The following is a 14678-nucleotide window of genomic DNA, read 5'->3' on the forward strand; positions in this document are numbered from 1 at the left end:
GCTGCTAAACGGGCGCTTTCGCTTTTCTTATTCCCATGGTTTATGTACTGTCAGTACGTTTGCGAGCTCTTTACTGCTTAATCTGTGTTCTTTCCGCTTGGCTGCTCTTTCTTTTCCTGTTTCAAACAGCTTTTTTTCTTCTTCCGTTTCGGGGATGATAATTGGCACCTTTGTTGGCTTGCCGTTGTCATCTAATGCGACAAAGGTTAAAAAGGCGGTGGCGGCAATTTTTCTATCGCCTGACATGAGATTCTCCGCAATCACTTTAACGAAAATCTCCATCGATGAGGTTCCTGTCGAAGAAACATACGTTTCAATGCAAACAGAATCCTTCGGTGTTATCGGACTAAGAAAATCGACCGAATCAATTGAAGCCGTCACACACTCCGCTCGTGAATGTCTGACCGCAGAAATGGAGGCGATCATATCGATATCACTGATTAACTTCCCACCAAACAAGGTATTATGGTTATTTACATCATTAGGAAAAATCCTGCTCGTTCTTACCACTCGAGACTCATTACATGTTTTTGCTTCCATCCTAATCCCTCCTGAATTGTCTATGTTAATTTACCCATTTTACTATTTTCTCACCGTTTTAGTGAAAACTAAAGATTTGTGGTACATTAGTTAATATATCCATCGTTTGTCAGGAGGTAAAGTAATGAGTTTACAAGCACAGATTATGAAGGATTTAAACGTGAGTCCGACCATTCAACCGCAAGAGGAAATTAGGAAACGGATTGATTTCTTAAAAAATTACCTGCTAAAAACAAAGGCTAAGGGCTATGTACTAGGAATAAGCGGGGGACAGGACTCTACCCTTGCTGGCCGACTCGCCCAACTAGCGGTGGAAGAGCTGCGTAATGAAGGGTCCGATGCTTTGTTTATCGCTGTTCGTCTCCCATATGGCGTCCAGCAGGATGAGGAAGACGCTAAACGCTCATTAGCCTTTATTCGCGCCGACCGTGAGACGGTCTTTAACGTTAAATCAGCAGTAGATGAAGTCCAAAAAGAATATGACACCAGCTACCAAGGGGCACAGTTAAGCGATTATCAAAAAGGAAATGTCAAGGCGAGAATGAGAATGATAGCTCAATATGCAATCGGCGGCATGGAAGGTCTGCTTGTGATAGGAACAGACCATGCAGCGGAAGCAGTAACAGGTTTCTATACGAAATACGGTGATGGCGGGGCGGATATTCTTCCGCTGAGCGGCTTATCAAAGCGGCAGGGGAAAGTCCTATTAAAAGAACTTGGTGCCGATGAACGATTATATTTAAAAACACCTACTGCAGACCTACTGGATCAAAAGCCTGGTCAGGCTGATGAAACAGAGTTAGGAATTACTTATGATGAACTCGATGATTATTTGGAAGGGAAATCCGTTTCAAAAGAGGTCGCTGAAAAAATAGAAAAGCGCTACCTAATGACAGAACATAAACGCCAACTTCCCACAACGATGTTCGATGAGTGGTGGAAATAATTTAAAGACAGGAGACTGCTAAATCAGCAGTCTCTTTTTATATTCGAAAAATTTATGAGATGTCCGACTAATTCACCACTTTAATACTTTATTAGAATAAAATTTCCATTGACACAATCCTGTACCGGTTCTATATTTATAAAGCAAATTATTATTTATTCAACAAAATACTAAAAACATTATTTTAAAATAAATAACATGGATTGGAGAGAGGGATTACACCATGGGGAACGCTAATAAATTAGGATTTTGGGTATTAACCGCTCTTGTTGTCGGAAACATGGTCGGGTCAGGGATATTTATGCTGCCAAGCTCGCTTTCTGAAGCAGCGAGTCCTGCTGGTGTCATTTCAGCATGGCTTGTAACAGGACTTGGTGTATTAATGACCGCTCTTGTATTTGGTAACCTTGCGATAAGAAAACCAAATATAACTGGCGGTCCACAAATTTATGCTAAGGAACTGTTTAAACCAGGATCACATGCTTCAACTTTATCTGGTTTTATGTCATCTTGGGGTTACTGGATTGGTAATCTCGCAGGGAATGTTGCGATGATTACAACCTTTGCTGGTTATTTATCAACCTTTTTCCCAATTCTAACAAGTCAAGCAGACTGGTTTACAATTGGCGGCTTTACACTTAAGGTCGGTAATGGATTAACTTTTCTTGTCTGTTCCCTACTGCTTTGGGGAACTCACTTCATCATCCTGCGAGGAATGGAAAGTGCCGGAAAGATGAATTTTGTGGCAACAGCCGCTAAAGTTGCCGGATTTATTCTGTTTATTCTTGTCGGGTTATTTGCGTTTGAAAAAAGCAATATTCTTCCGTTAATGGCTGTTAGAATGGACGAGGCCGGCCACTCGGTAGGAATGATGAGTCAAGTGAACAGTGCTGCAGTAAATACATTATGGGCATTTATTGGGGTGGAATCTGCCGTTGTGTTTGCTTCTCGTGTTCGAAAGCAAACCGATGTGAAACGCGCGACCATCCTTGGATTATTTATTGCCCTTGGCATTTACATTGGTATTAGCACCTTGACGATGGGAATGTTAGATCAAAACACGCTTATCCATTCTGATAAGCCGCTAATTGATGCGATTTCATCCTTTTTAGGGCCAATTGCCGGGAAAGTTTTAGCAGGGATTGGGTTGATTAGCTTATTTGGTTCAACAATTGGATGGTTAATGCTAAGTGCGGAAGTCCCTTATCAAGCGGCAAAGCAGGGATTATTCATTCCTGCATTTAAAAAAGAAAACAAAAAAGGTCTGCCATTGTTTTCAATGGTTGTCTCTAATGGTTTAGGTCAACTGTTTATCTTTTCAACGGTTTCCAAATCCATTTCAGATGCCTTTGGATTTGTCATTATCATTGCAACATTATCTTACTTGGTACCTTACTTTATCTCCTCCGTCTATCAGTTGAAACTAGTTGTAACCGGGGAGACCTATAAAGGGGATCGTTCAAGAATTACAGACGGAATAATTGCCTTACTTTCCACTATTTATTCTGTATGGGTGATTATCGCTGGAACAGCAGATATTAAAACATTTACCTATGGAATGATTTTACTGGCGAGCGGCATCCTCTTTTATGGTCCACTGTTTAGAAGAAAAAAGGAAGTAATGGCCGAACGCAAAAAAGCTTTATCAGCATAATATTTATTTAACCTATCAGAACGCCTCTGATAGGTTTTATTTTGTAAATTAAGGGTAAAATAATGATAATTTCGATAAGAACAATCAAAATTAGGGGGTTATATCAGTGAAAAAACTTACCATCATTTTTGCAATTTTATTGAGCTTTATGTTTGTACTGTCAGCTTGCGGCAAGGATAATGCCGATAAAGATACGAACAAAACTGACAACAAGACTTCTGAAAAAGCAGATAATGATTTATTGAAAAAGGTAAAAGATGACGGAACAATATTAATAGGTACAGAAGGTACATATCCACCATTCACTTTCCATGATACAAGTGGCAATCTAACCGGATTTGACGTGGAACTTGCAACAGAGGTAGCTAAACGTATTGGGGTAAAACCTGAATTTAAAGAAACACAGTGGGATGCGATGTTTGCAGGATTAGATGCCAAGCGTTTTGACATGATTGCTAACGAAGTTGGGATTCGTCCAGACCGTCAGGAAAAGTATGATTTCTCTGATCCATATATTACGTCTGCAGGGGTCTTGATTGCTCATAAGGATAACGATAAAGTGAAATCATTTGAAGATATTAAAGGATTAAATGCAGCTCAATCGTTGACAAGTAACTACGGTGATATGGCTAAAAAATATGGGGCTAAACTAGTAGGAGTGGATGGTTTCCAGCAAGCAGTGGAGCTCCTTGCCCAAAAACGTGTGGATGTGACAATTAACGATAAGCTTTCATTTTTAGACTATAAAAAACAAAAGCCAGATGCACCAATCAAGGTTGTGGCAACTGCTAATGATGCCTCTTCAAGCGGGTTCATGTTTAGAAAGAAAAGCGACACACTCGTTGACGAGGTAAATAAGGCGCTAAAAGAAATAATTGACGATGGCACCTACAAAAAAATCTCTGAGAAATGGTTTGGTGAAGATGTACTTAAATAGTATTTTTGCTGACCCAGAAAGAATGGACAGGTTAATTGAGATTGCAAAGACTTCCCTCCAGCCGCTGCTGGAGGGTGCTGTTATGAATACCATTCCATTAACCATTATTTCATTTATTATTGGGATTATTTTGGCTGTGTTAACCGCACTTGCCCGAATTTCTCACGTAAAACTATTTCAAGGAATTGCCAGGGTATATGTTTCAGCCATTCGCGGCACACCATTACTTGTTCAGTTATTCATTATTTTTTATGGACTTCCTAATATAGGAGTTACCTTGAATCCATTTATATCCGCAGTCATTGGTTTTTCCCTAAGCGTTGGGGCATATGCTTCAGAAATCATTCGGGCAGCGATTATCTCCATTCCTAAGGGACAATGGGAAGCAGCGTATTCAATTGGTATGACCTACAACCAGGCATTGAAAAGAATCATCCTGCCGCAGGCAACAAGAGTATCTATACCGCCATTATCGAATTCATTTATTAGTCTTGTAAAAGACACTTCTCTTGCATCCGTTGTCCTTGTAACAGAGATGTTTCGCCGGGCTCAAGAAATTGCTTCAACTACCTATGAATTTTTATTGATATATGTAGAAGCAGCGCTATTTTATTGGGTTATTTGCTTTTTTCTTTCGATCTTGCAAGGATATTTGGAAAAGAGAATGGACCGGTATACGTCTTAATGAGGGAGTTATACGATGATTTCAATTAAAGGATTATATAAGCAATTTGGTCAATTAGAGGTCTTAAAAGGAATTGACCTTCTCGTTGAAAAAGGAAAAGTGGTTGTTGTCATCGGTCCATCCGGTTCAGGTAAGACCACGATGTTGCGTTGTTTAAATGTACTCGAAACGCCGAATCAAGGAGTCATTTCCATTGAGGGACAAAACTTGGACTTCTCGAAAAATGTACCGAAAAAACAAATCTCTTCGTTCCGGCGCTTAACCGGAATGGTTTTTCAAAGCTATAATCTATTCCCGCATAAAACTGCTCTTCAAAACGTTATGGAAGGGCCGATCATTGTCAAAGGGGAGAGTAAGGAGGAAGCACGGAAAAAAGCCCAGGCACTCCTTGAAAAAGTTGGACTAGGTGATAAGCAGGATTACTTTCCCGCTCAGCTTTCAGGCGGTCAGCAGCAACGTGTGGGTATTGCCCGGGCACTTGCCATGGAACCGGAAGTGATGCTCTTTGATGAGCCTACTTCTGCACTTGACCCCGAACTTGTCGGTGAGGTGTTAAAAGTCATGAAAGACCTGGCTAGGGAAGGCATGACAATGATTGTGGTGACCCATGAAATGCGCTTTGCCCGTGAAGCGGCTGATGAAGTTATTTTTATGGATCAAGGTGTGATTGTCGAGAGGAACAAGCCAGAAGAAATCTTTACTAAACCGAAAGAAGAACGAACGAGGAAGTTCTTGAATATGATTCAATAAGGTGTTGTAGCTAAATGCTATGGCACTTTTTTATTTTGAGGACAATGATCTTTTTAGCTTAGCAGGAATTTCGACAAGTGCTATCGAAATAATTAATAAAATAGGTAAATTTTAGTAAAAAATGAAACTTTTTCATTATCCAACCGTATTTTAGGTAGATACATAGGAAGGGATGGATGCATATGGATGAGGAGTGGTGTTACGTAAAATAAGAATTTTATTTGAATATGAAGGATGGGTGCGCATGGAACCTTTCAGCATTCCTTTAGAAACGATTTATTTATATGGGTTAATAATCTCGGGAGTAGTCACAGTTTTATATGTTTTGTTTGCCGATGTTTTTCATTTTCAGGGGGCTGGAGATGGACTTCATTTTTTTAATCCCGTCCTAATCTTTGCATTTGTAACCATTCTGTCAGCAAGCGGTTATCTGTTTGAACGGCTCTCATCTTTTCACTATTTACTTATTTTAGGCATATCTGCCGTGATTGCCTTCATTGTTGTGACGTTATTAAATGTCTTTGTGCTCATCCCGCTTTCGTCTGCCGAGGAATCACTAGTCTATAAAGAATCAGACTTGCGAGGCCGAGTTGGGACGGTCATCACGACTATTCCTGCTGACGGTTTTGGGGAAGTGATGATTGACAGTACAAGCGGGAGGATTGCCAAGCCAGCATCGAGTTTTGATGGAGACCTCATCGAGAGTGGGTCAAAAGTGCTGATTGTGCAGGTAGAAAAGGGCGTCCTGCAAGTGACGGTTCATCATCAACTAGAAAGTTTTTTATAGGGAGGTTTTAAGAGATGGAATTCAATTTTATTTGGATAATCATTGGAATTGTTGTGGTTATTATCTTAGCTTTAATCGGCGTTTTCATCACAAAATACAGAACGGCAGGACCGGATGAGGCCTTGATCGTGACAGGCAGTTTCCTTGGCAATGGAAATGTCCATGTTGACGAGTCCGGGAATAAAGTGAAAATCATCCGCGGCGGCGGTACGTTTATTTTGCCAGTTTTCCAACAGGCAAAGCCGCTTAGCTTACTATCTAGTAAACTAGAAGTAACGACTCCAGAGGTGTATACCGAGCAAGGTGTACCTGTTATGGCTGATGGAGTTGCGATTATTAAAATCGGCGGGTCGATTAGTGAAATTGCCACAGCAGCGGAACAGTTCTTAGGAAAACCAAAAGAAGACCGTGAAAATGAAGCAAGGGAAGTACTAGAAGGACATCTCCGCTCGATTTTAGGTTCGATGACCGTAGAAGAAATCTATAAAAACCGTGATAAATTCTCCCAAGAGGTCCAAAGGGTTGCCTCACAGGATCTCGCCAAAATGGGCTTGGTCATTGTGTCATTTACGATTAAAGACGTCCGAGATAAAAATGGTTACCTCGATTCACTCGGTAAACCGCGAATTGCCCAAGTGAAAAGAGACGCAGATATCGCAACAGCGGAAGCAGAAAAAGAAACACGTATTAAAAAAGCAGAGGCAGCGAAAGAAGCAAAACGGAATGAATTAGAGCGAGCCACCGAAATTGCCGAGGCGGAAAAAGTCAATCAATTAAAAGTGGCTGAGTTTAGACGTGAACAAGATATTGCCAGAGCACGTGCTGACCAAGCCTACGATCTGGAAACAGCTAGGTCCAAACAAGATGTTATGGAACAAGAAATGCAAATTAAAATTATTGAAAGACAAAAACAAATTGAATTAGAAGAAAAAGAAATTCAACGTCGCGAACGGCAATATGATTCGGAAGTGAAGAAAAAGGCAGACGCTGACCGTTACTCCGTCGAACAGTCGGCCGCTGCAAATAAAGCCAAGGAAATAGCCGCAGCTGAGGCCAATAAATATCGAATCGAAGCAATGGCAAAAGCAGAAGCCGAACGGATTCGTTTGGATGGTTTAGCCAAAGCAGAAGCGGAAAAAGCACAAGGGGCGACCGAAGCAGAAATTATTCGCCTCAAAGGTTTAGCTGAAGCCGAGGCGAAAGAAAAAATTGCCGAAGCTTTCGAACAATTCGGTCAAGCGGCTATCCTAGACATGATTATTAAAATGCTGCCAGAATATGCAAAGCAAGTGGCAAGCCCGCTGTCCAATATTGATAAAATTACGGTTGTCGATACGGGCGGATCTGGTGAAAATGGCGGAGCAAACAAAATTACTGGCTATGCAACCAATTTGATGGCGAGTCTTCAGGAGTCACTTAAAGCCTCGAGCGGGATCGACGTGAAAGAATTGATTGAAAACTATTCAGGAAAAGGAAATGTAAGGAAGAGCATTGAAGAATTAACTGATGAATTTAAGAAAAAAGCTGAATAATTATTTCAAAAAACCTTATCAAAATGATGATAAGGTTTTTTTGATGATTTGTTCATATAATTGATTAAATATATTACTAGAATCCGCTAGGTCTATTTACTTAAATTTCGAATTCCGAAACTTTCGTTTTCTGAAGAATTTTTCCGACAACACGAAAAAAAGGTCGAAAGGCATATATTATAACTATTTTTATGGGTTTATATTCCTGTTAAAAATTCTATTTTTACATTTATTAGGTACAATGATGTGCTTGATATAAGTATTTTTTACTAAATTGTGACTATTTACAATTTTCGCGCTAATCTGATAAACTAGCAAAGCATCGCTCTTAAGGAGAACGATGTAACTATATAAAATAGGGGGTTTAAGATTTGAAGAAGAAAACCACTTTAAAGGTCTTATCCAGCCTTGCTGCTAGTACAATGGTAGCTACTACCATGTTCGCAGGCGCATTTGCTGGAAGCACGATCGCACCAAAACCGGTATCGGCAGCAACAACAGTCGCATCAGCTCCAATCGATTTGAATATTGTTGATATCGATCGACTAGGTGCAGCGTTGCAAAAAAGAGGACTTATTGCGAAGAATGCATCTAAAGCAGAGATTACAAAAGCAGCAAAAGCCTACATAAAGAAAAAGCAGGGTGAAAAGCCAGGTAAAACTGACAAAGCTCTAACAAAAGAGCAGCAAGCTTTTGACCAAAAAGCAAAAGATTTTGTTACAAAGCAAAAGGACAAGCTTACCCAGCAGTTGGACAAAGGTCACGAAAACTTTAAAAAAGGTAAACCAACGGGTGCAGTAAAAGTAGACTCTGCGAAACAAGCATCCTATGATGGCGAAGTTCGTGAAGATAAAGTACTTGTACTTTTAGTAGAGTATGCTGACTTAGAACACAATAAAGTAGAACAAGAAGAAGGCTATATGTATGCTGATGACTTCAATAAAGAGCATTATGAGAAGATGTTGTTTGGAGATGAAGATTTCACTCTCTTCAACGGCGAAAAGATCAAAACATTTAAACAATTTTATGAAGAGCAATCTGGCGGCAGTTACACTGTTGACGGTACTGTAACTGATTGGTTGAAAGTGCCAGGAAAAGCTGCTGAGTACGGCAGTGACAGTGAAAGTGGTCATGATAATGCTCCAGGAACAAAAGGTGCGCGCGGTCTTGTTAAAGATGCATTAAATGCAGCGGTTGCTAAGGGAATCAATTTAGCTGATTATGACAAATTTGATCTTTACGATTTTGATGGCGACGGCGATCAAAATGAGCCAGACGGCTTGGTTGACCACTTAATGGTTCTTCATGCTGGAGCTGGCCAAGAAGCTGGCGGCGGAGTTGTTGGAGATGATGCTATTTGGTCACACCGCTGGACATTAAATGGTGTGTATCCAGTAGCTAATACGACAGCTGCGGTAAATTACTGGGGCGGAAAAATGGCTGCTTATGACTATACTATTGAGCCTGAAGACGGCGCAGTTGGCGTATTCGCACACGAATTTGGTCATGACTTAGGTGCTCCGGATGAGTATGACACTCAATACACAGGCAATGGTGATTCGATAGCACAATGGTCGGTCATGAGCGGCGGAAGCTGGAGCGGTCATATTGCTGGTACACAGCCACCAAGCTTCTCACCACAAGTGAAGGAATTCTACCAAAAAACAATCGGCGGGAACTGGGCAAATATTACGGAAGTAAACTATGAAGATATCGATAAAAATGGTCTTGCTGCGGTCATTGACCAGAGCGTTACAAAATCTAAGAACCCTGGTATTGTAAAAGTAAACCTTCCTAAGAAAAAGGTTCCAGGTATTGCTCCTGAGTTTGGTGCAAAATACTACTATAGTACAAAAGGCGATGACCTTGATACTGTACTAGAAACTCCTGTCTTTGACTTAACAAAAGCTTCATCTGCTAAATTTGATTACAAACAATTTTATAAAGTTGAAGCTGGCTATGACTACCTATATGTAACGGCTGTTACTGAGGATGGCCAGAGTGTAAAACTAGATACTATTGGTGATCAAAATACTGAAGGCGGTTACGAGACTTCTCAAGGCAACTGGGAAGATAAATCCCTTGACTTAAGCCAATTTGCTGGCAAGAAAGTAAAACTAGTATTTAATTATGTAACAGATGGCGGACTTGCACCAGACGGTTTCGCACTTGACAACTTACAATTAACGGTTGATGGACAAGTTGCATTCTCTGATGATGCAGAAGGAACTTCAGGTGTATCATTAAACGGTTTCGAAGTATCTGACGGCTGGATTAACAAACCCCATTACTACTACCTAGAGTGGAGAAACTATGCAGGATCTGATACTGCTCTACAATTCTCGCGCGGATCAAAATATAATACTGGTTTAGTAGTTTGGTATGGTGACGATACATTTACAGATAACTGGGGCGGTGAGCACCCTGGTGAAGGTTTCCTAAGTGTAGTTGACTCTCATCCTGAAGCGCTTGTTTTTAAACTAAATGGTGTTGACTCTATCGCTCAAACAACTCGCTACCAAGTAGCAGATGCAGCGTTCTCATTAGACAAGTCACCTGCATGGTATGCTGATTCACCAACTCGTGGAATCTATGATTATAAAGGCCTTTCAGGCGTAACAACTTTTGATTCCACAAAAACTTACATGAACACTGCAATTCCTGATGCTGGTGTTAAAGTTCCAGCACAGTACCCAATCAAGTTCCAAGTCATTGGCGAAGCAAACGACAACTCTGCTGGTGCAGTATGGATTCATAAGTAAAACAGATAAAAGACACCGGGCCTGCCTGGTGTCTTTTATCTGTTATAAAGTAATCTCAAATGAAGTCCCCATATTCGGGTTGCTCGTTACCTTTATCGTACCTCCATGTGCCTCAACTAGTTGTTTAACAATCGCCAGTCCCAGTCCTGTTCCGCCAAGAGCACGTGTCCTAGATTTATCTACGCGATAAAAGCGATCAAAAATTCGCGGTAAATCCTCTTCAGGGATTCCCCTTCCTTCATCTTGAATCTTAATATAAACCTTTCCGCTGCTGTTGCTAACTTCAACCCGGATAGTGGTATGCGGTTCAGAATACTTTCGGGCATTATCAACGAGATTGAGAATGACCTGCTCGAATCGTATGGGATCAAGGGACAGATAAAGGGAATCTGAGCATTCAAGCACAAGTTCCATATGATGTTCTTTAAGAGCAGGAGTTACTTTTTCAAGGATGCTTTGAAGATAAGGACGTAAAAGAACCTCTTCCTTCTCAATCGAAAAAGAATTTTCATCCATTTTTGCGAGATTGAATAACTCCTTCACTAATTTCGATAGCTTGCCAGTTTCCTCAACAATAATTCCTAAATACTTATCTCTGTCCTCATTAATCGTTTCTGGCCGGCGGGCAATGTCCGCATATCCCTTAATATAGGTTAGCGGCGTGCGGAGTTCGTGCGAGATGCTGGCGAGAAATTCATTTCGGTCATTTTTTAAAATTTCTAAATCGCTTGCTAACACTTTAATTGATTCCCCAAGTTCACCGATTTCGTCCTTGCCAATCTTCGGTAAAGACACGGAAAAATCGCCTTTGCTGATTCGTTTGGTGGCTTCACTCATTTGAATCAGAGGGTGGGTGACGTATCTTGTTAAAGTGAAAATGATAATAATCATGAACATTAGAGAAAGTAGACCAGCAATCAGGAAATGCTGGTTTAGTCCGGAAATTAATTCTTTGATTTTTTGGGTGTTTTGAAACATATAGACATATCCGGTAATCGTATTGTCAACCATGACTGGACTGATTGAGGCGATATAGGCTGCATGTTTCCAATCATCTTCTAGAATTAACCCCGCGTGCGGAACTTGTTTTTGCTTAGTACTCATAATCTTTTTCATAGCATCTGTTACTCGATTGGAAGACATATAAATGGATCCATCCGGTTTGGTTAAAATCACCTGTGTATCCGTCCGCGCCTCCATCATGGCAATGTGCCGGATCGTTTCATCCTGAAAAGAAGCCTCAAGGATTTCCCGGTGATTATTTCCACGTGTCTGAAGAGAAGTTAACTCCTCATGCACCCGGGAATGAATGATATTATTATGCAAAAAAACCATCGAAATGCCTTCTAATATAAAAATCGCTAGAAAAAAAAGAACGCCAATCTTAATTGATATTTTATTCATAAAAACGACACCTCACTCCTAAGCATACTATATCGTTCGCCGGATAAGAGCACCATATTGTTTCTAATTTCTTAAAATGTATTTTGTTATAAAGCCGGTTTCCACTAAAAAATCAATGGAGAAGTCAATAAAAGCGGATTATAAAGCCCATTTGCGCTAAAAAATCAATGGAGGGGTCAATAAGAGCGGTTTATAAAGCCCGTTTCGCATTTATAAATCACTGCACGGGTCGATAAGAATATGAGCTCCCAATTGAAAAATGAAATCTACCATGATAATTAACATACCGAATAAAAAAAGGGGGCGTCCCACCGTTGGGACGCCCGAACTATATAAAAAAGAGAGGTTAAATTTGGGATGAGTAAGATGGCTTTGGACCATATACTTCATCAAAGAGGTGACCACTACAAACTTGGGAGTCCTTCTAGTGAACACCTCTTCCTTACTACACCCCCATCTTACCCGGAAAGATTGAAGATGTTATGAAGAACTTGTGGTGAATTTGTGAAGTTACAAACATCACAGACCTGAAATGATATATTTAATATGTGGGGAGTGATAAAAGTGAAAATATTATTAGTAGACGATGAACGTAGAATTATAGAAGTTCTTGAAGCCTATTTAGTAAGAGAAGGTTATGAAATTCATAGCGCCGATAATGGAATAGATGCGTTGAAAAAAGTAAAAACAGTAACCCCCGACTTAATTATATTAGATTTAATGTTGCCGGATATTTCTGGTGAAGAAGTCTGCCGTCTCGTGCGCAAAGAGTCAGATGTGCCCATTCTCATGTTGACAGCCAAATCAGCAGAGGATGACCGGATCAACGGAATTGTGATGGGGGCCGATGATTATTTAACCAAACCGTTTAGTCCGCGCGAAGTCGTCGTACGCGTGCAAGCGATTTTAAGACGTGTAAAAAAGACAGAGAAAGTGGAACGACTTGAATTCAATGGCAAAAAGCTGGTCATCGACTTAATCAAAAAAGATGTTACCGCAAACGGAGACTCCATTACCTTAACACCAATCGAATACAAACTTTTAACCAATATGGCGGTAAATCCAGGCCGGGTATATAGCCGGATGGACTTACTCGAAAAAATTCAGGATGAGGGCATGTATTATGAAGGCTATGAACGCAGTGTCGATACCCATATCAAAAACCTCCGGAAGAAAATCGAACGGGATTCACGACAGCCAGATTTTATCGTAACGGTTTTCGGTATGGGCTACAAATTTGGAGGGGTATTAGATGCTGCAAACGCTCCGGTCTAAGATACTTTTTTATTTGCTACTCATCTCGATGATTGCGATCATCATTGTGAGCTTTTTTATCCAGTATGGATTTGAGGAGAGTTTTAACAGCTACTTGGATCGAAATCGGGAAAAAAAGATTGATCGAATTATTACGGAAGTTGAAAAGGATTATAAAAAAAATGGCCACTTTACGAGCGATCCGGTATTTGGCCTCTTGCACGAACATGCTATGACAGAACAATTGTATTTTCAACTGTATGACCGGTTAGGCCAATTGCAAATGGATTCATCCAACATCCGAGGCATGCTCAACAGCTTCGGGTTAACCGAACCTGCTCCAAATGGGGAAGAGTGGCATTCCAAGACCTATACACTGAGGGTAGATAATCAGGTCATTGGAAAACTTGTCGCCATCTATCCAAAGGGTTTAATTGATGATGAAAATACGTTTATCCAAACGATTCAATTATACATTTATGCAGCCGTTTGTTTGACGATTGTACTAGCGATTATTTTTAGTATGCTGTTTTCAAAAAAGCTCACCTCAGGGTTACAAAAGTTATCGTTTGCAGCGAATGAACTGCAGAATCATAATCTTGAGATTCGGATTCCATTATCGGGATTGCCAACCGAGGTAAAGGATATTGCGATCTCCTTTAATAATCTGGCGATATCTTTAGCAAAAGAAGAAAACCTGCGAAAGCATTTTACCGGTGATTTGGCCCATGAACTTCGTACTCCGCTTGCGACCTTGAGAAGTCAAATCGAAGCCTTTCAGGACGGGATTTGGGAGCCGACTCCGCAGCGTTTGCAGACCACACATGAAGAGTTGATGCGCTTAGTTAGGCTGGTGAATGAATTAGAAAAACTGCTTGCAGCCGAAAATCCGCAGATGAGACTGGAGAAAATTGAATTAGATGCAGGAAGTGTGCTGGCGGCATTATATGAGATGTTCTTGCCCTTGTTTAAAGAAAAGGGTGTCGATCTTCTGATAATCGAACCTGCCGAGGAAGAATTATTTGAAGCAGACAAGGATCGCTTAATGCAAATCTTATCTAACATCCTCAATAATGCTCTAAAATATACTCCGGAAGGAAAAAATGTTACCCTTTCAGTAAAAACGGAAATGGACGGCTATGTCGGCTTCAGGATCCAAGATGAAGGCTCGGGAATGGCAGAAGATGATATTCCGCATATCTTTGAACGTTTCTATCGCGGGGATAAATCGAGGGATCGTAAAACAGGCGGGGTAGGGATTGGTCTCTCGATCGTCAAAGCTTTAATGGATGCGCATAAAGGTATCATTAAAGTAAAAAGCAGGCTGAATAAAGGAACGAGTGTTACTTTGTGGTTTCCGCAGGAAGATTAGCTCAAAATTATTAGGCCACTGCATCGTGCAGCGGCCTTTTGTGGAATTCCAACTA

Annotated in this window: 12 protein-coding genes; 10 read left to right on the forward strand and 2 right to left on the reverse strand. The window is 40.6% G+C overall.

Going from position 1 to position 14678, the window contains the following annotated elements:
- Positions 1-27: 27 nt before the first annotated feature.
- On the reverse strand, positions 28-540 hold the full coding sequence (locus tag BR30_RS0127430) for an acyl-CoA thioesterase (RefSeq protein ID WP_026567824.1): 513 nt from the start codon (positions 538-540) through the stop codon (positions 28-30).
- 124 nt (positions 541-664) lie between these two features.
- Here BR30_RS0127430 and nadE point away from each other — a divergent pair, with 124 nt between their 5' ends.
- From nadE to BR30_RS0127470, 8 genes are all read left to right on the forward strand, one after another.
- Positions 665-1486: an ammonia-dependent NAD(+) synthetase gene (gene nadE, locus BR30_RS0127435; protein ID WP_026567825.1), complete on the forward strand. Its 822-nt coding sequence runs from the start codon at positions 665-667 to the stop codon at positions 1484-1486.
- Positions 1487-1709: 223 nt separating this feature from the next.
- Complete coding sequence (locus tag BR30_RS0127440) at positions 1710-3140, forward strand: amino acid permease (RefSeq protein ID WP_026567826.1); 1431 nt, start codon at positions 1710-1712, stop codon at positions 3138-3140.
- Positions 3141-3246: 106 nt separating this feature from the next.
- Positions 3247-4077 carry an amino acid ABC transporter substrate-binding protein gene (locus BR30_RS0127445; RefSeq protein WP_026567827.1) on the forward strand — a complete coding sequence of 277 codons (831 nt, stop codon included), beginning with the start codon at positions 3247-3249 and terminating at the stop codon, positions 4075-4077.
- Complete coding sequence (locus BR30_RS0127450) at positions 4064-4762, forward strand: amino acid ABC transporter permease (protein WP_026567828.1); 699 nt, start codon at positions 4064-4066, stop codon at positions 4760-4762. The genes BR30_RS0127445 and BR30_RS0127450 overlap by 14 nt, the downstream gene beginning before the upstream one ends.
- 15 nt (positions 4763-4777) lie before the next feature.
- Positions 4778-5512 carry an amino acid ABC transporter ATP-binding protein gene (locus BR30_RS0127455; RefSeq protein WP_026567829.1) on the forward strand — a complete coding sequence of 245 codons (735 nt, stop codon included), beginning with the start codon at positions 4778-4780 and terminating at the stop codon, positions 5510-5512.
- 244 nt (positions 5513-5756) lie between these two features.
- A complete protein-coding gene (locus BR30_RS0127460; protein WP_026567830.1) occupies positions 5757-6299 on the forward strand; it encodes an NfeD family protein in 543 nt (180 codons plus the stop codon).
- 14 nt (positions 6300-6313) lie between these two features.
- The gene (locus tag BR30_RS0127465) at positions 6314-7831 is read left to right on the forward strand and encodes a flotillin family protein (RefSeq protein ID WP_026567831.1); all 1518 of its coding nucleotides are present in this window, start codon (positions 6314-6316) and stop codon (positions 7829-7831) included.
- A 371-nt stretch (positions 7832-8202) separates the two neighbouring features.
- Positions 8203-10593, forward strand: a complete 2391-nt coding sequence (locus BR30_RS0127470; RefSeq protein WP_026567832.1) for an immune inhibitor A domain-containing protein — start codon at positions 8203-8205, stop codon at positions 10591-10593.
- 42 nt (positions 10594-10635) lie between these two features.
- On the opposite strand, the gene BR30_RS0127475 is transcribed toward BR30_RS0127470, so the two are convergent.
- Entirely contained in the window at positions 10636-11997 is a 1362-nt protein-coding gene (locus BR30_RS0127475) for a sensor histidine kinase (protein ID WP_026567833.1), read from the reverse strand.
- A gap of 546 nt (positions 11998-12543) precedes the next feature.
- Here BR30_RS0127475 and BR30_RS0127480 point away from each other — a divergent pair.
- Together BR30_RS0127480 and BR30_RS0127485 are read left to right on the forward strand one after the other, a co-directional pair.
- Positions 12544-13272 carry a response regulator transcription factor gene (locus BR30_RS0127480; protein WP_035446266.1) on the forward strand — a complete coding sequence of 243 codons (729 nt, stop codon included), beginning with the start codon at positions 12544-12546 and terminating at the stop codon, positions 13270-13272.
- Entirely contained in the window at positions 13250-14623 is a 1374-nt protein-coding gene (locus tag BR30_RS0127485) for a sensor histidine kinase (RefSeq protein WP_026567835.1), read from the forward strand. Before BR30_RS0127480 ends, BR30_RS0127485 begins: the two co-directional genes overlap by 23 nt.
- The last annotated feature ends 55 nt before the right edge of the window (positions 14624-14678 follow it).

The sequence above is a fragment of the Bacillus sp. UNC41MFS5 genome (assembly GCF_000686805.1).